The sequence below is a fragment of the Arthrobacter pullicola genome (assembly GCF_014836875.1).
GTDB classification, from domain to species: Bacteria; Actinomycetota; Actinomycetes; order Actinomycetales; family Micrococcaceae; genus Arthrobacter_B; species Arthrobacter_B pullicola.
The window spans coordinates 231627-258624 of the sequence record NZ_JACSQC010000004.1; the positions used below are offsets into that span (position 1 = coordinate 231627).

Consider the following 26998-nt stretch of genomic DNA (forward strand, 5'->3'; position numbering starts at 1 on the left):
CCGGAATGCGGTTCGTGGCCTTTTCGCATGGATGACCCGCGGCGCCTGACTGGCCGTGGAGGAGAGGAAAATGTGGTTGACGACGGAGTGGAGTTTTATCAACTGGGGGCGTGGACAGTAGTTGCGCTGTTTGTCCTGTTTTATGGCGGGACATTCTTAATGTCGGCGTTCATTGGTAAAAAAAATGAAAATGCTGATGGTTATATGACCGCTGGAAACAAAATTGGTTTCGGCGTGTCGGCTGCCAGCATGACAGCCACCTGGATCTGGGCGTCCTCCATGTACGCCTCGGCAACCTCCGGATACACCTACGGCATCTCCGGCCCCATTCACTATGGTCTGTGGGGCGCCCTGATGATCCTGTTCATTTATCCGTTCGGGCGGCGTATCCGGAAAGTGGCGCCCAAGGCGCACACCTTGGCGGAGGTGATGCGGGCCAGGCACGGGAAGTCCAGCCAGCTGATGCTCGCTGGTTCCAACGTAGTGGGCAGCGTTATCTCACTGACCTCGAACTTCATTGCCGGTGGTGCATTGGTTGCGCTGCTGTCCCCGTTCAATTTCCAGCAGGGCATAGTCGCTGTGGCTGCCGGGGTGCTCCTTTATACGCTGTGGTCAGGTTTTAGAGCCTCCGTTCTGACCGATTTCACCCAGGTCGTCGCGATGCTCGGAGCTGTGGTCATCATTATTCCCGTGGTGTTCATTGCTGCCGGGGGACCGGGCATGTTTGAATCCGGTGCGGCCAACCTCACGGCGGAACAGTCAAACTTTTTCTCTTCCGAGGCCTTCCTGAATCAGGGTGCGCCCTATATTGCCGCCGTCCTGGCTTATGCGATCGGGAACCAGACCATTGCCCAGCGGCTGTTCGCGGTCCGGGAAGACCTCATCAAAAAGACATTCGTCACGGCCACCATCGGATACGGCGCCACGGTCATCGGGATCGGCATGCTGGGTGTGATGGCCCTGTACCTGGGCATCAATCCTGCCGAAGGTGACCTGAACAACCTCATCCCGCAGATGGCCTCCACCTATCTGGGGCCGATCCTCCTGGGCGTTTTCTTCATCATGATCCTGGGGTCGCTGTCCTCCACCGCTGACTCGGACCTATCTGCACTCTCGGCCATCATGATGGCTGATGTCTACGGCCAGAACGTCGCCCGGAAGGGCAAAGCCAATCCCAAGACCATGCTGCTGATTGGCAGGATCTCCATGGTGGTGGCCACCGCCGCCGGGCTCTACTTTGCCAGCGGACGAATGAATATCCTGGACCTGCTGGTGTTCGTGGGGGCGCTCTGGGGAGCCCTGGTGTTCCCGGTGCTGGCCAGCTTCTACTGGAAGAAGGTCACCAACAAGGCCTTCACCGTTTCGGTCCTGGCAGCGCTGGCAGTATTCATTCCGGTCCGGTTCGGCTGGATCTCCATGGACGGAGCCACCGGCTACGTCTTCGACGCCATTTCCGTGGTGGGGATCGGAGTGGTCCTGGGCCTGATGGCCTTCGGCTTCTTCGGCCTCCGGCCGGCGCTGGGCGTTGGGGTGGCCGGCGCGGTTCTTTCCGCTCCGTTCGTTATGGGTTTCCTGCATGACTACGAGGTCCTGACCGGATCCCTGGTGGCCTACGCGGTCAGCACGGTGCTCTGTTACCTCATGTCCTTCCGCAATAAGGAAGAGTTCGATTTCGCGCTGATTCAGCAGCGGATCGGTGACTATGACCAGCGCTCCATGCAGCCGGCAGAAGCCGCTGCCGCAGCCCGGTCCTGACCGGCCAACCGAGACCCGCACCGTTTACAAGGAGTGAATCACCCATGACAGTCTTCTGGCTTACCGTTTATGTCCTGATCTGGCCGGTCATTGTGGCCGGCACCCTGGCCGTCATCTGCCGCGGATTCTTCCGGGACTGGGCCGAAGCCCGCCGGGAGGGACGCCGCATAATCTAAGCCGGTGCCGCCCCACAGGGCGGAGGCTTGAACTGCGCGAAAAGGCGCCGCAGTGCCAGGAACACATCCTGGCACTGCGGCGCCTTTGGCACTGAATTCGCCGGGTCAGGCTAGCCGGCGTCGACGCTGTCCACGTCCACGTCCACGGTCAGCGCGGCCGCTGGACTCACAGCGGCCGAGGGGCCTGCGGCAGCAGCTTTTGGCTGCGGAGCGGGTTTGGCCCGGGCGCGGACGGGCCTGGGCTTCCTCACGGGCTTGGGCTTCACCGGAACGACGACGGCGGCAGCGTGCCCCAGCCTCTGCTCCATCACCTCGATCGCCTGCGGGTTGGCATCCACACAGACGAATTTCCGGTTGAGCTTCGCGGCGACGGCACCCAGGGTTCCGGAACCTGCGAAAAAGTCCAGGACCCAGTCACCTTCCCGGCTGCTGGCGGCCACGGCACGCCTGAGCAGACCTTCCGGTTTCTGCGTGGGGTAGCCGGTCTTCTCCCTGCCCGTGGGCGAAACGATGGTGTGCCACCAGACGTCCGTGGGCAGTTTCCCCAGCGCCACCTTTTCCGGAGTCACCAATCCGGGAGCCATGTAGGGCTCACGGTCGACTTCCGCGTTGTCGAAGTGGTACGTATTGGGGTTTTTGACGTAGACAAGGATGTTATCGTGCTTGGCCGGCCAGCGGCTCTTGGCCCGGCCGCCGTAGTCGTAGGCCCAGATGATTTCGTTCAGGAAGCAGTCGCGGCCGAACAGGGCGTCCAGCATTACCTTCACATAGTGCACCTCGCGGTAATCCAGGTGCACGTACAGCGTGCCGTCGTCGGCAAGCAGGCGCCACGCTTCTGCCAGCCTCGGTTCAAGGAACGCCCAGTAGTCCTCGAAGGCGTCGTCGTAGCTGGACAGCAGGCCTTTGACCGTGGTGTAGCTGCGGCCCTTGAATCCGGTCCTGTCGCCGCTGCCGTCGACGCTGCGGACCATGGTGGTCTGCTGGCGCCGCTGTGCCCGGCCCGTATTGAACGGGGGGTCGACGTAGATCATGGTGAAGGCGCCGTCCGGCAAGGTCGGCAGGTAGTCCGCATTGTCTGCGTGGACCACCAGCGACCCGCCGTCCGGCGTCCAGGTAGTTGTGCTCATCCGTGCCGCAAAAGTCCCGCCCTATTCGGCTGCGGGAGCCTTGCTGACCACTTCGCCGTTGCGGCGGCGGGTGCGGCTGCGGTTGCGGCGCGGGCGGTCAGCCTTGGGCGCTTCGCTCCCGGTGGCCGGTGCTGCCTCTTCAGCTGCGGCGGGTGCCTTATCAGTGCTGCGGCGCCGGGCACCGTCGCGGGGAGCGCGTGTCCGGTCACCGCTGCGGCCGCCGTCGGAGCTGCGTCCGCCGCGGGAGCGGGAATCGGAGCCTGCATCAGAGCGGGCCGGGCGCCGTCCGCCGGACTTGCCGGTTTCACCCAGGTCTTCGAGCTTCTCAGCGTCGATTCCGGCCAGCACGCGCTTGTTGCGGGGCAGCCGGCCCTTGGTGCCTTCGGGGATATCAAGGTCGGTGTACAGGTGCGGAGAAGACGAGTAGGTCTCAACCGGCTCGGCCTGGTCCATGCCCAGGGCCTTGTTGATCAGGCCCCAGCGGGGGACATCGTCCCAGTCCACGAACGTGACCGCGGTGCCCTTGTTGCCGGCGCGGCCGGTACGGCCAACACGGTGCAGGTAGGTCTTTTCGTCTTCGGGGCACTGGTAGTTGATGACGTGGGTGACGTCATCAACGTCGATGCCGCGGGCGGCGACGTCGGTGGCAACCAGGACGTCCACCTTCTCGTTGCGGAAGGCACGCATGGCCTGCTCGCGGGCGCCCTGTCCCAGATCGCCGTGCATGGCGGCCACGGCGAACCCGCGGTCCACGAGCTCCTCGGACAGCTTCGCGGCGGTGCGCTTGGTCTTGGTGAAGATGATGGTCCGGCCGCGGCCCTTGGCCTGCAGGATCCGTGCCACAACTTCGCTCTTGTCGAGGTTGTGGGCACGGTAGACAACCTGGCGGATGTCCTTTTTCGTCAAGCCTTCGTCATCCGGATCTGCTGCCCGGATGTGGGTGGGCTTGGTCATGTAGCGGCGGGCCATGGAAACGACGGCGCCGGGCATGGTGGCGGAGAAGAGCAGCGTCTGGCGTACGGCCGGGGTGGCAGCCATGAGGGTTTCGACGTCGGGCAGGAAGCCGAGATCCAGCATCTCGTCGGCCTCGTCGAGGACAACAATCCGCACGTTCTTCAGCGAGAGCTGCTTCTTGTTGTAGAGGTCGATCAGGCGGCCGGGGGTTCCGACGACGATTTCGACGCCGGCGGCCAGGGCCTCGATCTGAGGCTCGTAGGCACGTCCGCCGTAGATCGTGACGATGCGGGCGCCGCGGCGGCGGGCGGCGGTGGTGAGGTCACCTGCCACCTGCACGGCCAGTTCACGGGTCGGAACCACGATCAGGGCCTGCGGGGCGCCGGGCACTGCGAGGTCCGCGTAGCCCTCATCAGCCGGGGCAATGACACGCTGCAGCGCGGGGATGCCGAAGCCCAGGGTCTTGCCCGTGCCGGTTTTGGCCTGGCCAATGATGTCGTGCCCGCCGAGTGCGACCGGAAGGGTCATCGACTGGATGGGGAAGGGATGGGTGATTCCGGCGTCAGCCAGGGACTCCACGATGTCTGCACGCACGCCGAAATCCGCGAACGTCAGTTCGGGGATTTCCGCAGCTGCTTCCGTGGTTGCCAGGGTCTCGGCTACATCGAGTTCTTCGTTGCTGTCATCGGCGGTCAAATGTGCATCGCCGACCTGTGAAAGTTCAGTGTTCAATTACATACCGTTCAGTTAGGCATCGCTGCCGGCCGCGCTCGACGAGAGGGCGTAAAGCCCGTCCCGGAGCGGACGGCGCGCAGGTGATGCGTCCAGCGGAAGCCGATCGCGGGCTAACAACTGCTGGCCACTCCAACTGCATTCGGCAAAGGCAGTGGCCGGGAAATATCAAGATCGCGTAGGTACTGCGGGTCTATAACCAGATTGGTGCATATATATACAACTACATACAACTGGCTCTTCAAGATGATGGGAACGACCGGGCATCCATTTACTACCATCCCAGTCTACCCGGTATGGCCGCAGCGGGCCGCATTGAAGGCCGGCGGGCCTCCCACGCTCCGCGGCGTCCGGCGGCCCGCTCCCGGGAGGACGGAGATTGACTGGCCGGGAGTGCCGCGCGTCCGCAGGCCGGGGCGCACCGGTACGCTGGGCATATGAGCGAGAACAAGCCACCTGCGGCCAGCGGACAGGGCTCCGCAGCCGTGACGTCACCGGCCTATCAGCAGTTCCTGACCGACCTGTTTGGTGTTATTGCCTATGGTGAGCTTTCCGCCTTCGAGCGGATGTCCTCTGACGCCCGGTTCTCACCCACTCTGCACGACAGGGCCACGCTGGGCCGGCTGGCCGTGCGGGAATATGCTCACTTCGAACGCGTGAGCAGGCATCTTGAGGGCCTGGGGGCTGACCCGGAAACGGCCATGGCACCCTTCCAGCAGTCAGTGGACGCCTTCCACGACCGCACACGGCCGGGGGACTGGTACGAGTCCCTCATGAAGTTCTACGTCACGGACGCCATCTCAGATGACTTCTATGCGGCTCTCGGTTCCCGGCTGGATCCGGAAAGCAGCGCCTTGATCTCCTCCCTGCATGGCAGCAGCGAAGCTCCGGGCGAAGTGCTCTTCGACCGCCTGCAGCGTTCCCTCAAAGACGATCCGCGGCTTGCGTCCCGGCTTGCGCTCTGGGGCCGGCGGCTGGTGGGTGAAGCCCTGACCCAAGCCCAGCGGGTGGTGATCGAGCGGACTTTCCCCAAGGGGCTGGCCGATGCGCTCAGCGGCGAGGAGTACGACGCCCAGGTCCGGGACCTGTTCAGCCAACTCACCCGCAACCATTCCCGACGTATGTCCCTGCTGGGCCTGACCGCCTGAGAGTACGCCGGGGGGGCACATATGACAGGAAAAATCATCGGCCCGCTGCGCAGGGCCCTCGCCGCTGCGGCAGTGCTGGCGTTTGCCGCGGGTGCGGCCGGCTGTGGTGCGGCCGCTCCGGCAGGGCCGGCTGCCGCAGAAATCCCGGCTTCTCCGCCGGCGGAACAGCCGGCAGGAGAGCCGCCGGTCAGGGATCCGGTGCAAATCACAGCCAAGCCTGTGGATACGAACGCTGGTCCGGTTCCGCCGCCCGCCGGCGTTCCCGCTGTGGCCTGGGCCGCCATGCTGCGCTTCGCGGAGCTGCGTGGGGACGCCGGACGGCCGCTGGCTGAAGCCAGCGCCGATCCTGACTGTTCCCTTCCGGGGCCAGGATGCACCTGGTCCCATGGGGCGGAAACTGTGGTGTGGTCCGCTGCCTCCGGCACCCGTGCCCTGCGGACGGAGGTGTTCACCAGATGGATGGCATCCGGACGCACCCAGCTCGGCTGGCCCACGTCTTCCGAATACCGGTTCGGCGGGGATTACCGCACCGACTTCCAAAAGGGCTCACTCATGTACGTTCCCCGCCTCGGACGGGTCATGGCCTACGATCCCGGGGTGGAAAAATCCGCCGTCGTCATCGGCGACTCGCAGGCAGGCAAGGACACCTGGGTGGGGAAGGGGCTGGCTTCGCTTGGCTTCGCGCCGGTGATTCTTGGCGCCGGCGGGACCGGCTACACCCGCGGCAACGGGACGGTGGACAGCTACCCTGAGGCCCTTGAGGGTGAGGAATGGCTGCTGCCCTGGGGGAAGCCCGCACTGGTCATCCTGCAGGGCGGCGGTAACGACGCCTTCGGCCCCAGCAACCAGGCGATCAGGCACAATGCCATCCAGCTGATCCGGGAGATCCGGCGCACGTATCCCGAGTCCCGGATCGTGGTCGCCGGCGTCATCGGGAGCGGCAGCGGGCGCCGCGGCGAAATCGATGACCTCATGAGGCGGGTGGCTGCGGAACAGCAGCTGGAATTCCTGAGCCTGAAGGACTGGTGGAGCAGGTATGGGCTCGGTTCAAAACTGGATGACGGGGTACACCTGACAAAGGCCGGCCATGATGCCGCGGCACCGGTTTTCGCCCGTGAGCTCAAGGGGATACTGGACCGCCCACGGCCTTAGCCATCAACGGTTCAGAGCTTCAGGATGCGGTTCAGTTCGGTGTTGTCCCGTGCGCTGCGCGGGGGAACAACAACCAGGGCAGCGGCAATGGCCGCTGCCGGGCCAACGGCCACGGGAACAGCCCAGGTCAGCCAGGCGTAATCCAGGCTGGCGCTGGTTCCGGAGAATTGCAGGACGATCCAGGCAAGGAGCCCTGCCGCCAGGGAGATCCCCGGCAGCAGGAGAACGCCGTACCGCTGCCTGCGCGGGTCGGCACCCCAAACGATGAAACCGGCGGCGGCAGTGCCGGCAGCGGTAAGCATCAACTCCAGCATGGGTGGCCTAGAGGGCGCCGAATCCGACGCGGCGGACTTCCTCTGCACCAATTTCGACATATCCGATGACACCCGCCGGAACCATGATGAGGCGTCCCTTTTCATCCGAGAGGCGCAGCTCCTTCGAGTCCCTAATGGCCTCGGCGACGGTGTCGGCGACCTGGTCGGCGCTCTGCCCGGACTCGAACACGATCTCGCGTCCGACGTTCTGGATACCGATCTTTACTTCCACCGTGGTGCCTCCTGTTTAAATGAACTCAGTGGAATGAAATCTACTCTAGATTTCCTTGGGGAAACGGCTGATTCCGCGCCAAGCTAAACGGTAGACCAGCTCACTTGCGGCATCGATGTCCAGATCGCCGCCGGTCTCCAGCCAGTAGCGGGCGCTGACCTGCGCCATTCCCGCCAGGGCGCGGCCCAGGAGCGTTGCCTCGATATGGGAGAGCTTGGTGTCCTCGGCGATGACATCGGCGATATCGCTGGCGAACCGCGCATTGAATTCTTCGATCCGTGAGCTGACTTCCTTGTCGCTGGTCAGATCCGACTCAAAGACAAGGCGGTGGCCCTGGCTGTCCTGGGCCACAAAACGGAAGTAGGCCCGCATGGTTTCGCGGACCCGGAGCTTGTTATCCGTCGTGGAGGTCAGCGCGGTCTGCAGGAACCGGGTCAGCGTGCCCAGGTGGTCCTCCAGCAGGGCCAGGTAGAGTTCGCGCTTGCCGGGAAAATGCTGGTAGAGCACCGGTTTGCTGACCTGGGCCGTCTCAGCGATCTCATCCATGGCTGCACCGTGGAAACCGTGGCTGACAAAGACTTCCTGTGCCGCCTGCATCAACTGCCTGCGGCGTTCTTCCCGGGGGAGCCGGGTGGACTTGCCGGCGGGCTGGTTGCTCACGTGTGTTGGGCCTCTCAGAATTCATCCGGGTTCCGCACCCGGCGTAATGGAACAACAGTTTACCCACGGGTAACCGCGTGGGAAGGGATCGGGGCACCTCATGTGGCGCAGCTCTCGAATTCAATCCGCCAGGGGGCATAGATTGGAGGACATGAGCACTGCTGAGCTGCCACCGCTGGTCCATCCGGCGCCGGAACTGACCCGTGATGAGGCAGAACGCTATTCACGCCACCTCATTCTGCCCGGATTCGGCGTCCAGGCACAGCTGAGGCTGAAGAACGCCAAGGTGCTGGTGATCGGCGCCGGAGGGCTGGGATCGCCTGCTTTGCTGTATCTGGCCGCGGCCGGGGTGGGAACGCTGGGCATTGTGGACGAGGACACCGTGGAAGCGTCCAACCTCCAGCGCCAGGTGATCCATACGGCGGCAGATGTTGGACGTTCCAAGGCAGAGTCCGCCCGTGCCGCAGTGCAGGCGTTGAATCCGCTCGTGGAGGTTGTCCTGCACGAGGCACACCTCGATGCGGGAAATGTCCTGGAGATTTTCTCCGGTTATGACCTCATCCTGGACGGCACGGATAACTTCGCAACCCGATACCTGGTCAACGATGCCGCAGAAATCCTGGGCAAGCCCTATATCTGGGGATCCATCCTCCGCTTCGATGGGCAGGTGAGCGTTTTCTGGGGCGCGCACGGGCCGACTTACCGGGATCTCTATCCCGAGCCGCCTGAGCCAGGGGCCGTGCCCTCCTGTGCCGAGGGCGGTGTCCTGGGGGTGCTGTGTGCCCAAATCGGATCCGTGATGGTCAACGAAGCCATCAAGCTCATCACCGGAACGGGACGCACGCTGCTGGGCCGGCTTCTGGTCTTCAACGCCCTGGACATGAGCTGGCGGGAGGTTGGCCTGCGGCCCGACCCGGAGCGGACGCCCGTCACGGAACTCATCGACTACCAAGCCTTCTGCGGCCTTGTCCCGGCCGGGGACTCCGGCACGGTCCCGAGCATCGGCGTTGCGGAACTGGCCCTGCTGCTGGCCGACCGCAGGGCAGGCCGCGCGGACTTCGACCTGCTGGATGTTCGTGAGCCCGGGGAACACGACATTGTGAGCATCGACGGGGCGGACCTGGTTCCGCGGGCAGGGATCCTCGCCGGGACCGTGGTTCCGGACCCGCAGCGCACTGTGTACGTGCACTGCAAGTCAGGGGGGCGTTCGGCGGAGGTCACCGCATTCCTGCGGGACAGGGGGCACGAGCACGCCTTCAACGTCAGCGGCGGGGTCCTGGACTGGGTGCGCGAAGTGGAGCCGCACAAGCCTGTCTATTAGGTGCAGCGGATCCGCGGAGGCAGGAGCTAGGCGGACCGGCTGTGGCCGGCATCCTCGCCGTCTGATTCGAGCGCCGCTGCGCCGTGCGGTTTGAGCGGGGCAGACTGCCCGTCCGCGGTCTTTTCGACAGTGATCCCGTACACGGCTTCGAGTCCGCGGACGTACTCCTCCTGCTGGCCGCTGGCAGCCAGTTCACGGGCACGGACGGCCGGTACATGGAGCAGCGCCTTGACCATCCGGCGCATCGCGAATTCGACTTCCTCAGCAGCACCGGTACAGCCGTGCTGGGCACGTACCTTCTCCAGTTCCTTGTCCAGCACGTCGAGGGTGTGCCGGCGCAGGGCGACGATGGCGGAATCGAGCTCGCGGCTCAGCTGGGCTTCGGAGAACGCCTGGGCTGCGTCTGAAACGATCCGGTTGGCCTGCTGCAGGGATTCGGCCTGCTCAGCCGGGGCTGCCAGCCGGACGGATTCGAGGGTGATGAGGTCGACGCCCTCGATTTCCCGGACATCAGGATCGAAGTCATGCGTCAGGGCAAGATCGATGATGATCAGGGGCTTCTCATTGCCCGCCCGGACCCGGCGGATGTCCTCGGCACTAACCTGGTTTTCGGAGCCGGAGCAGCCGATCACGACGTCGGCACGGGCCACGGCGGGTGCCAGGGAGGCTCCGTCAAGTGCAGTTCCGCCGCGCGAAGCGGTGAAGGACTCAGCGCGGCCGGAGGATGAATAGACGGAAATGTCGGTACAGCCGCGCTCCTTGAGGAGGGCCATGGTGGCTCCGGCGTAGGCGCCGGTGCCGAAGACGACGACTGCCTTGTTCCGCCAGTCGATGTCCTCGGAGAGATCGGTGGCCAGCTCCAGCGCCACCGAGACGATGGAGAGGCCGCGCTTGCCCAGCGCCGTCAGCGCACCAACATCCTTGGCTGTGCGGGAGGCAGTCTGGAAGAGCCGGGTCAGGGTGCCGCTGGCGGTTCCCTTTTCCTGCGCCTCGATCAGGGCGCGGCGGACCTGGCCGGCAATTTCGCGTTCACCAACGACGGCGGAGTCCAGCCCTGCGCCGACGGCGAACAGGTGCTTGGCCACGTCCTGGCCGGTGTTGGTGGTGAAGGACCGGGAGACCAGATCCTCGTCCAGTCCCGAGTGCCGGCTGATTTCGGCGATCGCTGCCGAGCGGGCGGCCTCGACGTCCGCTTCGGAGCGGGCCTCGCAGTACACCTCGAACCGGTTGCAGGTGGCAAGAACCACCGCCCCCGACACAGCCGGGCCGCTTTCCAGCAGGGAGGAAGGGACCTTGGGCGCGCCAGCACTAAGCCGGGCAACGGTTTCCAGGTCTACGTCAGAGTGTGTCGCGATAAGGGAAAGAAGTACCACAGTGGCTTAATAGTAGCCACGCAAACCGCATTCGGTGGCATCGGAGGCCCCGAAGGCGCACATTTGACGGGTGATCCAGGACGCAAACGGCACGGCAGGACCGGCCCCGGGAGGCCCGGTGCCGCGCCCGGTTATCCTTCCGCCGGAAATTTGGAGAGAATCAAAAGCATGACTCTCAGCGCCACTCATCCGCTCATGGATGGCCGCACGGCCGATTCCCCGCTAATCACCGCCTACCGCGGCGGAACTCCGTCCCGGAGGCCTGTCTGGTTCATGCGCCAGGCCGGGAGGTCGCTTCCGGAGTACCGGAAGCTGCGCGAAGGCACCGGCATGCTTGAATCCTGCCTGCTGCCCGAGATGGCCTCTGAAATCACCCTCCAGCCCGTGCGCCGGCATGATGTCGACGCGGGTATCTTCTTCTCCGACATCGTGATCCCGCTCAAACTGGCCGGAGTGGACGTGGACATTGTTCCGGGCGTGGGTCCCGTGCTCGGATCGCCGATCCGCAGCGCCGCCGATGTCGCGGCCCTGCCGCAGCTGACGGAGGCGGCCCTGGAACCGATCCGGGAAGCTGTGCGCCTGACCGTGGACCAGCTCGGCAAGACGCCGCTGATCGGTTTCGCGGGGGCCCCGTTCACCCTCGCCGCCTACATGGTGGAAGGCCGGCCGTCCCGCGATCACCTGGGTCCGCGCACCATGATGCACGGCGACCCGCAGACGTGGAAGGCACTGACCGACTGGGCCGCTGATGCCTCCGGCATGTTCCTGCGGGCACAGCTGGAAGCCGGTGCCAGCGCCGGCCAGCTGTTCGACTCCTGGGCTGGCTCCCTCAGCCTGGCGGACTACACCAGCCACGTCGCACCGGCATCCGCCCGGGCACTGGACCACGTCCGTGACCTGGGGGCGCCGCTGGTGCACTTTGGTACCGGGACCTCCGAGCTGCTGGCCGCAATGCGGGACGTCGGCGTCGACGTCGTAGGTGTCGACTACCGGCTGCCGCTGGATGAGGCCAACCGGCGCCTCGGCGGCACTGTGCCGCTGCAGGGGAACATTGACCCCGCACTGCTCTCGGCGCCGTGGGAGGTTCTGGAAGCCCACGTCCGCGGCGTGCTCGCAGCCGGAGCCTCCGCCCCGGGCCACGTCGTGAACTTGGGGCATGGCGTGCCGCCGGAAACCGACCCGGAGGTGCTGACGCGGGTCGTGGAACTCATTCATTCGGTGGAGCCGTAATCATGCCCGGTGCCGCACCCACGCCTCGGTCCGCCGTCGTCATCGGCGGCGGAATCTCTGGACTCATCGCCGCCCGTGACCTTTCCCGCGAAGGGCTGGAGGTCACCGTCCTCGAAGCCGGGGACGGCTTCGGCGGCTGCGTCGGCAGCCACCAGGTCGCCGGGCTGAGCCTGGACAGCGGCGCCGAGTCCTACGCCACCCGGTCCCCGGCAGTGCCCACCCTGATTGAGGAATTGGGACTGGCGGGGAACATCGTCCAGCCGCACCCGGGCGGCGCCTGGCTGCAGCTGGGCGGATCCGACCTGGCTCAGTCCGCGCAGCGGATGCCGCAGAGCGGGCTGCTGGGTATTCCGGCGGATCCGCGCGCTGACGAAATCGTCAAGGCGATCGGCCGGGTGGGAGTTGCCCGCGCTGCCCTGGACCGGGTGCTGCCGGTCGCTCCGCTGCTGCGGAAGGACAAGATGAGCCTGGGGGAGGTGGTGCGCGCCCGGATGGGTGAGGCTGTCCTGAAACGGCTGGTCGCCCCCGTGGTCGGCGGGGTCTACTCCGCGGATCCGGACGTGCTCGACGTCGATTCTGTGGCGCCCGGACTGCGGAAGGCCATGGTGGAGCACGGTTCGCTGTCCGCCGCCGTCGGTGCCATGCGCAAGGCAGCTCCGGCAGGGTCCACCGTTGCCTCGCTGAAAGGCGGCATGGGCACGCTGACCCAGGCGCTGACTGCAGACCTCACGGCCCGCGGCGTGCAGCTGCTGACGGGCACGCCGGCCGGAAGCATCGAACGGGCGGGAACAGGGTTCCGGATTACCGCCGGGGACCGGTGCCTGGACGCCGATGCCGTAGTGGTTGCCACGGACGGGCCGGCCGCCGTGGATCTGCTGGATGGTGTGGTGCCTGAACTGGCTGCCTACCGCCCCGGGCCCGGGCCGGGCGTGGCGCTGGTAACCCTGGTTGTGGACCAGCCGGAACTGGATGCGATGCCGCGCGGCACCGGTGTGCTCGTGGCACGCGACGCCGGATCGGTCCAGGCCAAGGCCCTGACCCATGCCACCGCAAAATGGCAGTGGCTCGCGGATTCCACCGGACCCGGCACGCATGTGCTGCGCCTGTCCTACGGGCGGGGCCTCGGCGCGGGGGAGGAAGCCGACACCACGGCCCTGCGTCCGGATGATGAACTCTTCGCGGCGGCCCTTGAAGACGCGTCAGCGCTTCTGCAGACGCCGGTGAAGGAAGCCGATGTCATCGGCTGGGATGTTGTCCGCTGGGTGGGAGCTTTGCCTTCCGCCGCCGTCGGGCACGCGGACCGGGTAGCCGCCGTCCGCTCGGCCGTTGCCGGCGTCGACGGCCTGGAGGTGGTGGGAGCCTGGCTCGCCGGAACAGGACTGGCCGCTGTCACTGCCGATACCCGGGACCGGTGCGCGCGGCTCGCGGAGGCTATCCAAACCGTGGAATAATTGATGTTGTTCTACGACATGTAGAAGTTCGCATTTCGCCTAAGTCTGCCCAACGCGGCAGACTGTTAAACATGAGTGAGCCCATGGGTCAGACTGCATCTGTCACAGCCGAAACACAAGAACAGTTCTTTACGCTCTGGACCGTTTTCAAGCGGTCTGAACTTCCGCGCGAGGCAACAGGGAATGCCCTCAATGAATTCGAAGTCCTGGAACAGGGCCTGGCCGCGGAAAACGTCACCCTGCGCGGCATCTACGATGTCTCCGCGATGCGCGCCGACGCCGACGTTATGATCTGGCTGCACGGCAGCCAGCCCGAAGCGCTGCAGGCCGCAGTGCGCCGGATCCGCCGTTCGGAGTTGTTCTCCGGTACCGAAATCGCCTGGTCTGCCATGGGCGTGCACCGCGACGCCGAGTTCTCCAAGGATCACTGGCCCTCCTTCTCCCGCGGGATCGCCCCCGAAGCCTGGGTCTGTGTTTACCCGTTCGTCCGTTCCTACGAGTGGTACCTGCTGCCCCCCGAAGAGCGCGGCGCCATGCTGCGCGACCACGGCAAGCTCGGCCGCGAATTCCCGCAGGTCCTGGCCAACACGGTGGCGTCCTTTGCCCTGGGTGACTGGGAATGGCTCCTGGCGCTGGAGGCGCCGGAGCTGGTGGACCTCGTGGACATGATGCGCCGCCTGCGCTCGACCGAAGCGCGCAATCATGTGCGTGAGGAAGTTCCGTTCTACACCGGCCGGCGCATCGCCGCCGCCGAAGTTTCCGAGGTGCTCAAATGACTTCTCTTTCCCCTGAAACCCAGGCCGGCTTCGATCCCTTTGAAGGGGTTGATGAGAACGGTGAAATGGCCCCGGCCAAGTACGATGCCATCCTGCTGGCCTCGTTCGGCGGACCCGAAGGCCAGGAAGACGTTATTCCGTTCCTGCGCAACGTCACCCGCGGCCGGGGCATCCCCGACGAACGCCTCGAAGAGGTGGCAACCCACTACCGCGCCAACGGCGGCATCAGCCCGATCAATGAGCAGAACCGTGCGCTGAAGGCGGCGCTGGAAGCCGAACTCGAGCGCCGCGGAATCGACCTGCCGGTCCTGTGGGGCAACCGGAACTGGGACCCGTACATCAAGGATGTCCTGCAGGAGGCCTATGCCACCGGTTACCGCCGCCTGCTGATGGTCACCACCAGCGTCTACTCCAGCTACTCGAGCTGCCGCCAGTACCGCGAAGATCTGGGCATGAACCTCATCGCCACCGGGCTGGACAAAAAGCTCCAAGTGGACAAGGTCCGCCAGTACTTCGACCACCCCGGCTTCGTGGAGCCGTTCGTTGAAGGCCTGCGGGATTCACTGGCCAAGGTCCGCGAACAGCTGGCCGCCGCCGGCAAGGCAGACGGGAAGATTGAAGTCCTCTTCGCGACGCACTCCATTCCCACGGCCGATGCCGAGGCCTCCGGTCCCCGTGACCGCGAATTCGAAGAGGGCAGCGCCTACGTCGCGCAGCACCTGGCCAACGCCCGGGCCATCATGGACCGAGTTTCCGAAGCAGCCGGCCTGGACTGGCAGCTGGTGTACCAGTCCCGCTCCGGCTCGCCGCACACCCCGTGGCTGGAACCGGACATCAATGACGCGATCGCTGAACTGCCTGCCAAGGGCGTCGACGGCGTCGTTATTGTTCCGCTGGGCTTTGTCAGCGACCACATGGAAGTCATCTGGGACCTGGATACTGAGGCCATGGAGACCTGCTCCGAACTGGGCCTGGCCGCGCACCGCGCACCAACTCCGGGCATCCACGAGAAGTTCGTGGCCGGGCTGGTTGACCTGCTCTGCGAACGCACGGTGGAGAACACGATCACCGAGCGGCCGGCCCTGACGAAGCTGGGCCCCTGGTACGACGTCTGCCGGCCGGGCTGCTGCGCGAACCTGCGCGGCGAAAAGCCGACCATCGCCGGTGCCGATTCCACGGTGGGTGTGAAGTAGTGGCGCATTCGCCTGTCCTGATCGGCACGCGCGGCTCCGCGCTGGCCGTCACCCAGACCACCACGGTCGCCGAAACCCTGTCCGATCTGGGCAGCTTCGAGGTTGAACTGGTCCGGGTGAAAACCGAAGGCGACATCAACCGGGCAGCTCTTTCGCAGATCGGCGGCACCGGCGTATTTGTGGCCGCGCTGCGCGAATCCCTGCTTTCCGGTGACTGCGACGTCGCCGTGCACTCGCTCAAGGACCTGCCCACGGCAGAAGCCGGTGGGTTGACCATCGGCGCGGTTCCCGCCCGGGTGGACGTCCGTGACGCGCTGTGCGCACGGGACGGTCTGACGCTGGGGCAGCTGCCTCCCGGTGCCAAGATCGGCACCGGTTCCCCACGGCGTGCGGCCCAGCTGCGCGCCGCGCGGCCGGACCTGGAGATCGTCGACATCCGCGGCAACGTGGATACCCGGCTGGCCCGTGTGGCCGGCCTGGTCGACGGCGGCCCCGGGGACCTCGACGCCGTTGTGCTGGCCGCCGCCGGCCTGCTGCGGCTGGGCCGGCTGGACATGGTCTCCGAGTTCCTCGACCCGTCCGTGATGCTCCCTGCCCCCGGGCAAGGCGCACTGGCGGTGGAATGCCGTACCGCCGATGCCGCCGAGGGGCCGCTGAGCCGGGCGCTGGCAGCGTACGACGACACCGCGAGCCGGCTGACGGTGACCGCTGAACGCGCTCTCCTGGCGCGGCTCGAAGCCGGCTGCACCGCACCGATCGGTGCACTGGCACGCGTTACCGAACAGGGCCTGGCGCTCGAAGCAGTGGTCTGCAGCGATGACGGGGCCCGGACGCTGCGGCGCTATTCCTCCACGTCGCAGGCCGACGAGGACGGCGCCCGTGCCCTGGGTATCCGCATGGCGGAGGAACTGCTGGCCGCCGGCGCTGCGGAACTGACGGAACTCGCGTCCTGATGAAGAGCTGAGGCTGGCTCCGATGACCACCGACCGCGCCAGGCCGGCACCGAACCCCGCCGGAGGAACCCTCTCCGGTGCGGATGTGGTGCTGCTCCGAACCCCAGACCGCGCGGGTCCCATGGCGGCGGAACTGCGGGCCCGCGGTGCTCGGGTCCGGCTGCTCCCGCTGATCGACTTCCAGCTGCCGGCAGACACCTCCCCGGTGTCTGCCGGACTGCAGGAACTGGGGGAGGGGGCCTTCGACTGGATCATCCTTACCTCCGCAACAACCGTCCGGGCATTGCACCGGTTCGCCGCAGACTCCGGACGCACGCTGGCCCAGCTGACTTCCGGCACCCGGGTTGCCGCCGTCGGCGCTGCCACCCGGCAGGCACTGGCCGGGAAGGGAATCGACGCCGACCTGGTGCCGGAAGCGGACCAGTCCGCGCGCGGACTGGCCGCCGCCTGGCCCGCCCCAGGAACCGGCCGGAACCGGCTGCTGCTGCCGCAGGCTGACATCGCCGACCCGTTCCTGCGCACCACCCTGGCCGACGCCGGCTGGGAGGTTTCCGCGGTCACCGCCTACCAGACAGTCGACTACCCGGCACCGGAGGAACTGCGGCTGGAGCCGGGCGCTGCGGTGTCGGGGCCCGGGAGCAGCCCCGCTCAGGCAGCACACACCCAACTGTCTCCGGAACAGTACCGAAGCTTCGCCGTGGCCTGCCGCAGCGGAGATGCACCGGCACCGCACGCCGTCGTCGCCACCTCGCCAAGCACTGCGCGGCGGTTCGTCCGGGACACCCTGGTGCCGGATGCAGCCGTCCTGGTAGCCATCGGTGATCCCACCGCCCGCCAGCTCCTTGAGCTCGGGCACCCGCCGGAGGCCACCGCCACCGAGCCCACGCCGGCAGGGATTGCCGACGCCGTTGAAGCGGCCCTGGACGCACACAGGATTTCCCATTCCCCTCGACCGGAAGGCAAAACGTCAAAATGAGCTTCCCCCAGCACCGCCCCCGCCGGCTGCGGACCACCCCGGCCATGCGCCGGATGACTGCCGAATACCGTCTTGACCCCGCCGAACTCGTGCTCCCGGCCTTCATCCGGGAAGGCCTCACCGAGCCGAACCCCATCAGCTCCATGCCCGGCGTTCTCCAGCACACCACCGACACGCTCAAGCGCGCCGCTGCCCAGGCAGTGGAACTCGGCGTCGGTGGCATCATGCTCTTCGGCATTCCAGAGGTCCGGGACGCAACGGGCAGTGCCGGAACCGATCCGGACGGCGTCCTGAACAAGGCGATCGCCGACGTCCGCGCCGAGGTCGGCGATGACCTGGTGATCATGAGCGACGTGTGCCTGGACGAATTCACCGACCATGGGCACTGCGGCGTCCTGGACGCCAACGGTGTGGTGGACAATGACACCACGCTCGAAATCTACGGGCGCATGGCCGTTGAACAGGCCCGCGCCGGCGCACACGTCCTGGGCCCGTCCGGCATGATGGACGGCCAGGTCGCCGTGATCCGCCAGGCCCTGGACGACGCCGGCTTCCAGGACGTCTCTGTTGTCGCCTACGCCGCAAAATACGCTTCTGCTTTCTACGGACCGTTCCGCGAAGCGGTGGATTCCCAGCTCAAGGGCGACCGCCGCACCTACCAGATGGACGCCGCCAACCGCCGCGAAGCGCTGCTCGAGGTGGAACTGGACCTGGAAGAGGGCGCTGACATGGTCATGGTGAAGCCTGCCATGAGCTATCTGGACATCCTGGCCGACGTGGCTGCCATGTCCCCGGTCCCCGTCGCGGCTTACCAGATCTCCGGCGAATACGCGATGATCGAAGCTGCGGCTGCCAACGGCTGGATCGACCGGCGCCGCGCCATTGAAGAATCCGTCCTCGGCATCAAGCGTGCCGGCGCAAACATCATTCTCACGTACTGGGCCGCCGAACTGGCTGCCTGGCTGAAGGAAAGCAAGTAATGACCCAGACAGTCTCCTCCGAAGAGCTCTACGACCGCGCCCGCGCCCTGATGCCCGGCGGAGTTAACTCACCCGTGCGCGCCTTTGGATCGGTGGGCGGGACACCGCGCTTCCTGGTTTCAGCCAAGGGGCCCTACGTCACGGACTCCGAGGGACGCGAATACGTGGACCTGGTGTGTTCCTGGGGTCCGGCACTGGTCGGCCACGCGCATCCGGATGTCCTTGCCGCCGTCCACACGGCCGTGGACCGGGGCCTGTCCTTCGGCGCCTCGACCCCCGCCGAAGCCGATCTCGCCGCCCTGGTCATGGACCGGGTGAAGCCGGTGGAACGCCTCCGCATGGTCTCCACCGGCACCGAAGCGACCATGACAGCCGTGCGCCTGGCCCGCGGCTTCACCGGCCGCAACCTGGTCATTAAGTTCGCCGGCTGCTACCACGGCCACCTCGACGGCCTGCTGGCCTCGGCCGGGTCCGGCGTCGCCACCCTGGCCCTGCCCGGTTCCGCCGGGGTCACCGAAGCCACCGCCGCTGAAACGCTGGTCCTGCCGTACAACGACATCGCTGCCGTCGAAGCCGCATTCGCCGAACACGGCGCGAACATCGCCGCCGTCATCACGGAGGCAGCCCCGGCCAACATGGGCGTCGTCACCCCCGCGGACGGCTTCAACGCCGCCCTGTCCCGGATCACCACAGCCCACGGCGCGCTGCTGATCCTGGACGAGGTCCTCACCGGCTTCCGCACCTCGCCGGCCGGATACTGGGGCCTGACCGGTGCCAACGAAGGCTGGGCGCCTGACCTGTACACCTTCGGCAAGGTCATCGGCGGCGGTATGCCGGTGGCAGCCCTGGGCGGCCGTGCCGAGGTCATGGACTACCTGGCGCCGCTCGGGCCGGTGTACCAGGCCGGCACCCTCTCCGGTAACCCGATCGCCATGGCCGCCGGCGTCGCCACGCTCAAGGCCGCGACCGCCGAGGTGTACGCGAACATTGATGCCCGTTCGGCCCAGCTGTCCCAGGCCGTCTCCGATGCACTCGCTGCGGAAGGCGTGAACCACAGCATCCAGCGTGCCGGGAACCTGTTCAGCATCGCCTTCGGCACCGCGGAGCACGGTGTGCACAACTACGCCGATGCCCTGGCCCAGGACACATTCCGTTTCAAGCCGTTCTTCCACTCCATGCTGGATTCCGGGGTCTACCTGCCGCCGTCGGTCTTCGAGGCCTGGTTCCTCTCCGGCGCGCATGATGACGCAGCCATGGACCGGATCCTGGCCGCACTGCCGGCAGCTGCCAAGGCGGCGGCCGCGGCCAAGCCGTAGGTTCACCCGAAACGAGATGACAGAAACTGCCCGTATTGCACCGGATACGGGCAGTTTCTGCTATCTCGGTGAGGTAATCAGCCGAGAATGTCCCTGCGGTCCAGGGCCCACACCGTCACCGCCGTGAAAAGTACACACCCTGCGGCGAGAAGTCCCAGCCCTGCCAGGTCGGGGCCATCCGCCAACGGATCGTTCAGGTAGGCCCAGGAATAGGGGGAGAAGGTCCGCAGCCAGTCCAGGTCCGGGTTCTGGTTCGCCAGCGCGTTCAGGACATAGCCCGCGGCGGCTACGCCCGCGGCGGTGCTCAGCGCCGCGGTCCGACGGCCGGTGAGGGCGCCGATTGCCATCGCGATGCTGGCGGCCAGATAGCCCAGTCCCAGCCACGATGCCTCCACTGCTGCAACGTTCGCGGCCTCCAACCCAAGCTCGGAGGGGCCGCTGAGGGTCAGGACCAGCACCGCCGTGACCACAGCGAACCAGAGCAGCCGCACCAGGATCCCCAGCGCCGACTCCAAGGCGTACTGGCCCCTGCCTACGCCGTGTGAGAGCACCAACTCCAGCCGCCCGGATTCCTCAGCCCCTGCAACCGCAGCGCTTCCCCAGGACACCGCAGCCGCAGTGATGAGAACGAACCCCAGCAGTCCGAAGAACGTGGCCTGGACGTAGCCCGGCCCCGAAAGGATGTCCTCGTAGCCCAGGGCATTGACCAGTTCGGGCGGAAGGCCTTCAATCATGTTCCGCATATCGGCCCCGTTCATGGACGGATAGAGGGGCAGATACAGCAGCAGTACGGCGGATAGGGCGAGCGTCCAGGCGAGCGTGGAACGCCAGGTATCCACCACCGCACGGCGGAAGACAGGAAGCGGAGGGGAGGCGATGGCCTTCCCGCTGCCCACGGCTGTGTGCTCTCCACTGCTCACGGCTGTGCCCTCCGGCCATCCGCGTCCGGCGAGGGCGCTGCCTGATTCTCCCCGGGCCTGCCGTAGAGACGCAGGACGGATTCCTCCAGGTCGGGCTCTTCCACCGACAGGTCCAGGACCCGGTAACCGGCAAGAATCTTAATGAAGGGGTCAACCCCTCCTTCCAGGGTGCCCTGGATGTGCAGGATGCCGTCCTGGGCAGTGACGGTCCCCTTCAGCCCGGCCGCGCGTTCCAGCTCGCCGTGCAGCACGTCCGGGCCCGTCCCGGACACGGACGCGCGGACGTGCCGGAGCCGGTTAAGGCGCAGGGAGGACACATCTCCCTGCGCCACCACCCGGCCCAGGGAGAGCACTGCCACTACGTCCGCTGCCTGCTGGATTTCACTGAGTACGTGGGAACTGAGCAGGACCGTGCGTCCGGCTGCGCGTGCCTCCCGCACCAGATCGAGGAATTCGCGCTGGACCAGCGGATCCAGTCCGCTCGTGGGTTCGTCCAGGATCAGCAGGTCCGGATCGTGCATAAAGGCCTGGACCAAGCCAAGTTTCTGCCGGTTGCCCTTGGAAAGCGTGTGTACCGGCCGGGACAGGTCGAGGTCCAGGCGCCCGGCAAGCAGCTCGATTCTGCCGGCGGGGACCGGGGCGCTGATTTCGGCATAGTGCCGCAGCAGCGTTCCGCTCCGGATCCGTCCGTCGAGCCGGAGGTCCCCGGGAATATAACCAATCCTGCGACGCAGGGCCGCACCACCGTTTCGCGGGGATAAGCCGAGGACGACGGCGGTTCCCGACGTCGGGCGGACGATGTCCAGCAGGATCCGCAGGGTGGTTGTTTTCCCGGACCCGTTGGGACCGATCAGACCGAAAACGGTCCCAGGTTGCACAACGAGATCCAGGGAGGTGAGCGCCGTGTTTGAACCGTATCGTTTGGTCAGGGCCCGGGTCTCGATCACAGGTGGAACGGTCTCGATCGCTGGCGGCATTAAGGCTCCTATAAGGTCAGGCCGGATCGGCCGGGGGACGGTACGTAAGGTGCCTGTTCCTGTAGATGTAGCAGGTCCGGTACATTTCCGGGGGCGATTCGTGCCCTGAGAATAATGCCGCCCGGATGGGAAATCGAGGGCAGCCCTGCCCGTAGGGTGGTTTTACTCCCCACCACATCCCTCTTAGCGGCCGGGCTCCGCAGCCGGCCGATGCGCGCAAAGGTAAGCACATAATGATGATTTTCAGCCGTCCCCAGCCGGGAACGCTGCCGACAACGTTCAAACTGCTGGTGGCAATCCTGATTCCTTCCGCTATCGTGAGCGTCCTGGGAGGCGCCTCCGCCAGTATGGGATTTGGTTTGGCCGTGGGCCTCGGCATGGCAGTCACCCCCGTGAGCCGGCCGCGGCAGGCTGCCATGCTGGTTGCCTTGGGCGCAGCTCTTGGCGGGCTGGCTTCACTGGCAGGGTCATCACCGTGGGCTATCTCGGTGCTCATTTTTGTTTCGGCCATCCTGAACGCCATCTCCAATCAGCGCTCTGCCGGGCTGCTTTCCCTTGCCCCGATTATGGTGATCCTCATCGGCCCCGGACCGATCGATCTCAGCTGGTGGTCCGCGGTCTTGTGGATCCTGGCCGGCGGAGCGACAGGTGCGCTGATCACCCGGCTGCTGAAGTTCCAGGCTCCGGTTCTTCCAGTGGACAAACGCACTGCCTGGGAGCACGGCCTCGCCGTGGGCCTTGTGTGCGCTGCAGTGATGTTCTGGAGTCTGGCGAATGACATTCCCCACGGCTACTGGATCGCCGTGACCGTGCTGATGGCGCTGCGGCCCCTTCCCGACCAACGCCGCGAGACCCTGAACGGGCGCCTCATCGGCACCTTCCTGGGCGCCGTCGTCGCGCTGCTGGCAGTGGTCTTCCTCCCCTCCTGGGGCGCCCTGATTGTCGCCGTGCTGTGCCTGTTCTTCCTGGTCTGGTATTCCATGGGCGGGGCCTACCTGATGCAGGCGCTTGCCCTGACGCCCATGCTGCTGATCTTCGCTTCGCTGGGGGACATCGAACGCGGCTTCGAGCTGACTGTGGAACGGGTTATCTTCACGGCCATCGGATTCGCCGTCGCGGTGCTGGCTGCACTGCTCCTCCGGCACTGGGAATCCCGGCGTGAGGCCGAGATGGGCTGAGACCACCGCGGGTCAGCGGAGGGGACGGAACCGTGCCCGGGCATGGAGGCAGCACAGCAGGATGCGGTGCAGGACAGGCCGCGCTGGTGCTGCTTAAACGAAATATGCCCCACATCCGGAAGGACGCGGGGCATATTCGTCACCGCTGCTAGAAAGCGGCGGTGACGTCGCCGTTCGGCCACTTCTGCTCAATGAACGCCTTGACGTCCGCAGAGTGCAGCAGCTCGTCGAGCTTCTCGATCCGCGCGTCCTTGCTGCCGGACTTCCAGACGAGCAGGTTCGCGTACGGGTTGGCATCGAGTGACTCCACCAGAAGCGCGTCATCGGTGTTCAGCCCGGCATCCAGGATGTAGTTACCGTTGATGATTGCCAGGTCCACGGTGGGATCCGAGAGATCGTTCACCAGCAGTTCAGCCTGGTTCTCGGAGAAGTCCAGGTTCTTCGGGTTCTGCTCATCGGTCAGGGCGATGACCGAGGCGTCCTCGCCGATGTCCGTCAGCAGGCCGGCATCTTCGAGCAGCTTGAGCGCACGGGCCTGGTTGGACGGGTCATTGGTGATGGCAACGCGGGCGCCCTCAGCGACGTCGGAAATGTCCTTGTGCTTCTCGCTGAAGATGGCATACGGCTCGATGTGGATGCCTTCGCCGTGCTCGAAGTCGTAACCCTGGCTCTCGGTCTGGGCCTCGAGGTAGGACAGGTGCTGGAAGTAGTTGGCGTCGATGGAGCCGTCGTCCAGCGCAATATTGGGGGTCACGTAGTCATCAAACGGAACAACTTCGAGTTCCAGGCCGGCGTCCGCAGCGAGGTTCTCGGCAACGTACTCCAAGATGACTGCGTGCGGCTGCGGGCTGGCGCCCACAGTCAGCGTGACAGGGTTGGCCGGATCGAGGCTCTCCACAGCGCTGGAGGAGGATTCGGAACCCCCGCAAGCCGTCAGCGCCAGAGCCGCGGCCACGCCGGTGGCCACGAGTGAAAATGCTTTCCGCATCGGATGCGTTTCCTTTCGAGTGTCCGGCCGGGGCGGGCCCTGGCCGGCTGTTATGCAGCTAGCGGCTACTGGCTGCAGTCCCTGGTTCCGCACGTTCGTACGGCTCAGGAAGTATCAGGGCCCGAGGGGATCAGGCCCGCGCGTCGTCACGCAGTTCTTCGCCTGCCGGCACGGCTGCGGCGGGCGCTGCGGCTGGAGCGGCTGCAGTCACCGGCCGCCGGGGGCGGTTGCCCGCTGCGGAGCGGTGGTCCACCCGCCTGGCGGCGAAGTCCCCGGCCAGCTGGATGATCTGCACGATCGCCACGATGATGACGATCGTTACGACCATGACGGCGGTGTCGAAGCGCTGGACACCGTAGTTGTAGGCCAGCCGGCCCAGGCCGCCGCCGCCGATAATGCCCGCCATCGCCGAGTACCCAACCAGGGTGACCAGGGTCGTTGTCAGTGCGGCGACCAGGCCTGGCAGGGACTCCGGCATCAGGACCTTGCGGATGACCTGCATCCGCGTGGAGCCCATCACCAGAGCGGCGTCGATCTTGCCGCCGGAGACGTCGCGCAGAGCGGTTTCCACCAGCCGCGCGAAGAACGGAATAGTACCAATGCTCAGGGGAACACAGGCCGCCAGCGGGCCGATCGAAGAGCCGGTGACCATCCGGGAGAACGGAATGAGGATGACCATCAGGATCGCGAACGGGATGGAACGGGTGATGTTCACGATGATGTCGGACAGGATCCGGTTGGTGACAGGCATCGGCCGGAGCCCGCCGGGGGCGCTGGTATGCAGGAAAATGCCCAGCGGCAGGCCAATCAGCAGCGTGAAGAAGCCTGAGACACCGACCATCAGCAGGGTGTCAGCCACGGCCTCCGGAAGCGCCTTGGTGATGCCGGGGTTGTTAGCCAGTTCTTCGAACAAATTCATGCCGCCACCTCCACTGTGACTCCCTGGGATGCCAGGTAGTCTTTGACCGCTTCCATGTCGGTGCTCGCATCCAGCTGGACCCGCAGACGGCCAAAGCGCTGGCCGGCCAGGGTTTCCACGCTGCCGGCCAGGACATTGACGTCGGTGTTGAAGCGCCTGGTCAGACCTGAAAGGACCGGTTCGGTAGCGTGGTCGCCGACCATGAGCAGTTCCACCACCGGGCCGCCCGGTACCGGGGGAGTCGGGGGCAGCGGTATCAGGGCCTTGGCGAGACGGCCGCCCAAATGGGATGCCACCTCCTGCAGCGGCCCGTGCTCGACCACGCGTCCGGCTTCAAGCAGGGACACCGAGTCGCAGATCCGCTTCACAACGTTCATCTCGTGGGTGATGATCAGCACGGTCAGTCCGAGGCGGTTCGTCAGTTCCGAAATGAGGTCCAGGATTTCGTCCGTGGTGCGCGGATCGAGGGCGGAGGTGGGCTCGTCGCAGAGCAGCACATCCGGGTGGGCAGCCAGGGCGCGGGCGATCCCCACACGCTGCTTCTGTCCGCCGGAGAGCTGGGCGGGGTAGGCGTCGGCGAACTGGTCCAGGCCGACCAGGGCCAGCAGTTCCTGAACCCGTGCCTCGATGTCCCGCTTCGGTGTTCCCACCAATTCCAGCGGGTGGGCGATGTTGGCGGCGGTTGTGCGGGAATCCATGAGGTTGGCGTGCTGGAACACCATTCCGATCCGGCGGCGGGCCAGCCGGATCTCGGAGTCCTTCACGTTCGTCAGCTCCCGGCCGTCGATCGTGACAGTTCCCGACGACGGGCGGTCAAGCAGCGTGAGGCACCGGACCAGGGTCGATTTCCCAGCGCCGGAATGTCCGATGATGCCGTGGATCGATCCCTTGGGAACGCTCATGCTGACACCGTCCAGGGCAACTACTTCCCGGGTGCCCTGGCGGTAGACCTTTCGCAGGTCGGTAACTGTGATCATTCATCCTCGTGTCTGCGTCGTGTGGGACATGCGGGGGCAGGAGCAGGGCCTCGTGGCGGCACGCCGCCGGCCGAACCGAAGTGGAGGAGTGCCTGCCAATCACGTGACACGGGGCGCGCCACCGGCTCGGGAGACTCCGGCCGCACCCGGGCGCCATCAGCGCCTGACACTGCGTCAAGTACTTAATGTTACGCGGGTATGTCCCTTACCCGGAAATCCGGAAGGCCCGGTCAGGCTGGGGCAAGGGTGTCCTCAGACAGGTCCAATGCCAGCTGCCCATCCGGTTCTTCGGCAAGCCGCACCCCGGCGGGAACCTGTGTGTTCTCCGCCGGCAGCGAAAAGAGGGCGGGTTCTGTGAACGCAGCGGCGGGAGTGGAAGCAGCGGCGGGCGTGGCCGGAGCGGGTGCCGGATCCGGAACAGGCGGGGCAGGTGAAGGAGCAGCCAGCACCGGGGCGCTGCCACCGGGAGCCAATTCGGGCGCGAGGGCGGGAGCGGGCGTGGGAATGGGAGTGGGCGCTGACGTGCTGGTAGGTGCTGCCTTGACCGGCCAGGTGCCGTCAATCACCGCTTCCGGGTCGCGCCGCCGCAGGTAGGACTGGAAACTGGCGGCCTGCTCGGCCGCCCACCCGGTCTGGAGCTGGTGGAGGGACGCAGCATCCTGGGCGAGGAGTGGAAAAGCGCCGGCCATCGCCGCGCCGACGGCCAGGGTGGCCATGACATCCGCGGCCGATGTGTGGGCGTTCTCGAAGGCTACGCCGTAGTGTTCGGCCATGGCCGTGAGGGTACGTTTCCCGCGGCGGTAGCGGTCTGCCTGCTTGTCCATGATGAAGGGATCGATGACGGGAAAAGGCACGGGGGCCGACAGTCCGCAGCGTTCCGCCTCCCGTGCCAGCACCGTGAAATCGTAGGCTGCATTGAACGCGAGCACCGGCACGCCGGCGGCGAAGGTGTCCTGGAGCACCTGGATGATCTCCGCTACACCAAGCCGGGCTGGAATGCCGTCCGCCCGTGCCCGTTCGGTGCTGATGCCATGAATGGCAGCCGCTTCCTCCGGGATGTCCACTCCCGGGTCAATGAGCCACTCATGGTGCTTGAGGATCCCGCCGCTGGCATCCACCAGGATGATCGACGCAGTGACGATCCGTGCCTCCTGAGGATCCCGTCCAGTGGTTTCCAGGTCGAAGGACGCGCGGGGAAGTTCATGCCAGCTCAACATGTA

At 66.0% G+C, this 26998-nt stretch carries 25 protein-coding genes and 1 pseudogene; 14 read left to right on the top strand and 12 right to left on the bottom strand.

Features of this window, described 5'->3' with window-relative positions; genetic code table 11:
• Positions 1-27: 27 nt before the first annotated feature.
• Both H9638_RS09960 and H9638_RS16850 read left to right on the top strand, forming a co-directional pair.
• Complete coding sequence (locus H9638_RS09960; protein WP_191747027.1) at positions 28-1755, top strand: sodium:solute symporter family protein; 1728 nt, start codon at positions 28-30, stop codon at positions 1753-1755.
• 44 nt (positions 1756-1799) lie between these two features.
• Positions 1800-1931, top strand: a complete 132-nt coding sequence (locus tag H9638_RS16850; protein ID WP_225217257.1) for a putative transporter small subunit — start codon at positions 1800-1802, stop codon at positions 1929-1931.
• 278 nt (positions 1932-2209) lie between these two features.
• Here the strand turns inward: H9638_RS16850 and H9638_RS09965 are convergent.
• A pseudogene (locus H9638_RS09965) lies at positions 2210-3058 on the bottom strand (DNA-methyltransferase); the annotation flags it as partial.
• Between the two features lie 21 nt (positions 3059-3079).
• Complete coding sequence (locus tag H9638_RS09970) at positions 3080-4744, bottom strand: DEAD/DEAH box helicase (protein WP_225217258.1); 1665 nt, start codon at positions 4742-4744, stop codon at positions 3080-3082.
• A 437-nt stretch (positions 4745-5181) separates the two neighbouring features.
• On the opposite strand from H9638_RS09970, the gene H9638_RS09975 reads away from it, so the two are divergent.
• Positions 5182-5892, top strand: coding sequence for a ferritin-like fold-containing protein (locus H9638_RS09975; protein WP_191747029.1), 711 nt, complete (start codon positions 5182-5184; stop codon positions 5890-5892).
• Between the two features lie 21 nt (positions 5893-5913).
• Positions 5914-7044 carry an SGNH/GDSL hydrolase family protein gene (locus H9638_RS09980; RefSeq protein ID WP_191747030.1) on the top strand — a complete coding sequence of 377 codons (1131 nt, stop codon included), beginning with the start codon at positions 5914-5916 and terminating at the stop codon, positions 7042-7044.
• Positions 7045-7055: 11 nt separating this feature from the next.
• Here the strand turns inward: H9638_RS09980 and H9638_RS09985 are convergent, their stop codons facing one another.
• The 3 genes from H9638_RS09985 to H9638_RS09995 are packed head-to-tail and all read right to left on the bottom strand — an operon-like array spanning position 7056 to position 8250.
• Positions 7056-7346 (bottom strand): hypothetical protein, encoded by a 291-nt coding sequence (locus H9638_RS09985; protein WP_191747031.1) that lies wholly within the window; start codon positions 7344-7346, stop codon positions 7056-7058.
• A 19-nt stretch (positions 7347-7365) separates the two neighbouring features.
• On the bottom strand, positions 7366-7590 hold the full coding sequence (locus tag H9638_RS09990; protein WP_191747032.1) for a DUF3107 domain-containing protein: 225 nt from the start codon (positions 7588-7590) through the stop codon (positions 7366-7368).
• 45 nt (positions 7591-7635) lie between these two features.
• The gene (locus tag H9638_RS09995) at positions 7636-8250 is read right to left on the bottom strand and encodes a TetR/AcrR family transcriptional regulator (protein WP_318241844.1); all 615 of its coding nucleotides are present in this window, start codon (positions 8248-8250) and stop codon (positions 7636-7638) included.
• Positions 8251-8401: 151 nt separating this feature from the next.
• Between H9638_RS09995 and moeB the strand changes: the two genes are divergently transcribed.
• On the top strand, positions 8402-9571 hold the full coding sequence (moeB, locus tag H9638_RS10000; RefSeq protein ID WP_191747033.1) for a molybdopterin-synthase adenylyltransferase MoeB: 1170 nt from the start codon (positions 8402-8404) through the stop codon (positions 9569-9571).
• 26 nt (positions 9572-9597) lie between these two features.
• Here the strand turns inward: moeB and H9638_RS10005 are convergent, their stop codons facing one another.
• Entirely contained in the window at positions 9598-10944 is a 1347-nt protein-coding gene (locus H9638_RS10005; protein ID WP_191747034.1) for a glutamyl-tRNA reductase, read from the bottom strand.
• Positions 10945-11112: 168 nt separating this feature from the next.
• Between H9638_RS10005 and hemE the strand changes: the two genes are divergently transcribed.
• The 8 genes from hemE to hemL all read left to right on the top strand — a co-directional run bounded on the left by hemE (position 11113) and on the right by hemL (position 19819).
• The gene (gene hemE / locus H9638_RS10010) at positions 11113-12174 is read left to right on the top strand and encodes a uroporphyrinogen decarboxylase (protein ID WP_191747035.1); all 1062 of its coding nucleotides are present in this window, start codon (positions 11113-11115) and stop codon (positions 12172-12174) included.
• Between the two features lie 2 nt (positions 12175-12176).
• Positions 12177-13625, top strand: coding sequence for a protoporphyrinogen oxidase (hemG, locus tag H9638_RS10015; RefSeq protein ID WP_191747036.1), 1449 nt, complete (start codon positions 12177-12179; stop codon positions 13623-13625).
• Between the two features lie 71 nt (positions 13626-13696).
• Positions 13697-14401: a hydrogen peroxide-dependent heme synthase gene (hemQ, locus tag H9638_RS10020; RefSeq protein ID WP_191747037.1), complete on the top strand. Its 705-nt coding sequence runs from the start codon at positions 13697-13699 to the stop codon at positions 14399-14401.
• On the top strand, positions 14398-15594 hold the full coding sequence (locus H9638_RS10025) for a ferrochelatase (protein WP_191747038.1): 1197 nt from the start codon (positions 14398-14400) through the stop codon (positions 15592-15594). The genes hemQ and H9638_RS10025 overlap by 4 nt, the downstream gene beginning before the upstream one ends.
• Positions 15594-16547: a hydroxymethylbilane synthase gene (gene hemC, locus H9638_RS10030; protein WP_191747039.1), complete on the top strand. Its 954-nt coding sequence runs from the start codon at positions 15594-15596 to the stop codon at positions 16545-16547. The genes H9638_RS10025 and hemC overlap by 1 nt, the downstream gene beginning before the upstream one ends.
• A 22-nt stretch (positions 16548-16569) precedes the next feature.
• On the top strand, positions 16570-17523 hold the full coding sequence (locus H9638_RS10035) for a uroporphyrinogen-III synthase (protein ID WP_191747040.1): 954 nt from the start codon (positions 16570-16572) through the stop codon (positions 17521-17523).
• On the top strand, positions 17520-18503 hold the full coding sequence (gene hemB / locus H9638_RS10040; RefSeq protein WP_191747041.1) for a porphobilinogen synthase: 984 nt from the start codon (positions 17520-17522) through the stop codon (positions 18501-18503). Before H9638_RS10035 ends, hemB begins: the two co-directional genes overlap by 4 nt.
• Entirely contained in the window at positions 18503-19819 is a 1317-nt protein-coding gene (gene hemL / locus H9638_RS10045) for a glutamate-1-semialdehyde 2,1-aminomutase (protein WP_191747042.1), read from the top strand. Before hemB ends, hemL begins: the two co-directional genes overlap by 1 nt.
• Before the next feature lie 77 nt (positions 19820-19896).
• Here the strand turns inward: hemL and H9638_RS10050 are convergent, their stop codons facing one another.
• Together H9638_RS10050 and H9638_RS10055 are read right to left on the bottom strand one after the other, a co-directional pair.
• On the bottom strand, positions 19897-20739 hold the full coding sequence (locus H9638_RS10050) for an ABC transporter permease subunit (protein ID WP_318241845.1): 843 nt from the start codon (positions 20737-20739) through the stop codon (positions 19897-19899).
• Positions 20736-21716 carry an ABC transporter ATP-binding protein gene (locus H9638_RS10055; protein ID WP_191747043.1) on the bottom strand — a complete coding sequence of 327 codons (981 nt, stop codon included), beginning with the start codon at positions 21714-21716 and terminating at the stop codon, positions 20736-20738. The genes H9638_RS10050 and H9638_RS10055 overlap by 4 nt, the downstream gene beginning before the upstream one ends.
• Positions 21717-21949: 233 nt before the next feature.
• On the opposite strand from H9638_RS10055, the gene H9638_RS10060 reads away from it, so the two are divergent.
• Positions 21950-22894 (top strand): FUSC family protein, encoded by a 945-nt coding sequence (locus H9638_RS10060; protein ID WP_191747044.1) that lies wholly within the window; start codon positions 21950-21952, stop codon positions 22892-22894.
• Positions 22895-23042: 148 nt separating this feature from the next.
• Here the strand turns inward: H9638_RS10060 and H9638_RS10065 are convergent, their stop codons facing one another.
• The 4 genes from H9638_RS10065 to H9638_RS10080 form a co-directional block, all read right to left on the bottom strand.
• Complete coding sequence (locus H9638_RS10065; RefSeq protein WP_191747045.1) at positions 23043-23882, bottom strand: MetQ/NlpA family ABC transporter substrate-binding protein; 840 nt, start codon at positions 23880-23882, stop codon at positions 23043-23045.
• A gap of 130 nt (positions 23883-24012) precedes the next feature.
• The gene (locus H9638_RS10070) at positions 24013-24801 is read right to left on the bottom strand and encodes a methionine ABC transporter permease (protein WP_191747046.1); all 789 of its coding nucleotides are present in this window, start codon (positions 24799-24801) and stop codon (positions 24013-24015) included.
• On the bottom strand, positions 24798-25778 hold the full coding sequence (locus H9638_RS10075) for a methionine ABC transporter ATP-binding protein (RefSeq protein ID WP_191747047.1): 981 nt from the start codon (positions 25776-25778) through the stop codon (positions 24798-24800). The genes H9638_RS10070 and H9638_RS10075 overlap by 4 nt, the downstream gene beginning before the upstream one ends.
• A gap of 230 nt (positions 25779-26008) precedes the next feature.
• A complete protein-coding gene (locus tag H9638_RS10080) occupies positions 26009-26995 on the bottom strand; it encodes a 3'-5' exonuclease (protein WP_318241846.1) in 987 nt (328 codons plus the stop codon).
• Between the last annotated feature and the right edge of the window lie 3 nt (positions 26996-26998).

Coding starts and splice junctions, on each gene's coding strand:
- H9638_RS09960 (WP_191747027.1), top strand. CDS start 28: ATGGATGACCCGCGGCGCCTGACTGGCCGTGGAGGAGAGGAAAATGTG.
- H9638_RS16850 (WP_225217257.1), top strand. CDS start 1,800: ATGACAGTCTTCTGGCTTACCGTTTATGTCCTGATCTGGCCGGTCATT.
- H9638_RS09975 (WP_191747029.1), top strand. CDS start 5,182: ATGAGCGAGAACAAGCCACCTGCGGCCAGCGGACAGGGCTCCGCAGCC.
- H9638_RS09980 (WP_191747030.1), top strand. CDS start 5,914: ATGACAGGAAAAATCATCGGCCCGCTGCGCAGGGCCCTCGCCGCTGCG.
- H9638_RS09985 (WP_191747031.1), bottom strand. CDS start 7,346: ATGCTTACCGCTGCCGGCACTGCCGCCGCCGGTTTCATCGTTTGGGGT.
- moeB (WP_191747033.1), top strand. CDS start 8,402: ATGAGCACTGCTGAGCTGCCACCGCTGGTCCATCCGGCGCCGGAACTG.
- hemE (WP_191747035.1), top strand. CDS start 11,113: ATGACTCTCAGCGCCACTCATCCGCTCATGGATGGCCGCACGGCCGAT.
- hemG (WP_191747036.1), top strand. CDS start 12,177: ATGCCCGGTGCCGCACCCACGCCTCGGTCCGCCGTCGTCATCGGCGGC.
- hemQ (WP_191747037.1), top strand. CDS start 13,697: ATGAGTGAGCCCATGGGTCAGACTGCATCTGTCACAGCCGAAACACAA.
- H9638_RS10025 (WP_191747038.1), top strand. CDS start 14,398: ATGACTTCTCTTTCCCCTGAAACCCAGGCCGGCTTCGATCCCTTTGAA.
- H9638_RS10035 (WP_191747040.1), top strand. CDS start 16,570: ATGACCACCGACCGCGCCAGGCCGGCACCGAACCCCGCCGGAGGAACC.
- hemB (WP_191747041.1), top strand. CDS start 17,520: ATGAGCTTCCCCCAGCACCGCCCCCGCCGGCTGCGGACCACCCCGGCC.
- hemL (WP_191747042.1), top strand. CDS start 18,503: ATGACCCAGACAGTCTCCTCCGAAGAGCTCTACGACCGCGCCCGCGCC.
- H9638_RS10055 (WP_191747043.1), bottom strand. CDS start 21,716: ATGCCGCCAGCGATCGAGACCGTTCCACCTGTGATCGAGACCCGGGCC.
- H9638_RS10060 (WP_191747044.1), top strand. CDS start 21,950: ATGATGATTTTCAGCCGTCCCCAGCCGGGAACGCTGCCGACAACGTTC.
- H9638_RS10065 (WP_191747045.1), bottom strand. CDS start 23,882: ATGCGGAAAGCATTTTCACTCGTGGCCACCGGCGTGGCCGCGGCTCTG.
- H9638_RS10070 (WP_191747046.1), bottom strand. CDS start 24,801: ATGAATTTGTTCGAAGAACTGGCTAACAACCCCGGCATCACCAAGGCG.
- H9638_RS10075 (WP_191747047.1), bottom strand. CDS start 25,778: ATGATCACAGTTACCGACCTGCGAAAGGTCTACCGCCAGGGCACCCGG.
- H9638_RS10080 (WP_318241846.1), bottom strand. CDS start 26,995: ATGTTGAGCTGGCATGAACTTCCCCGCGCGTCCTTCGACCTGGAAACC.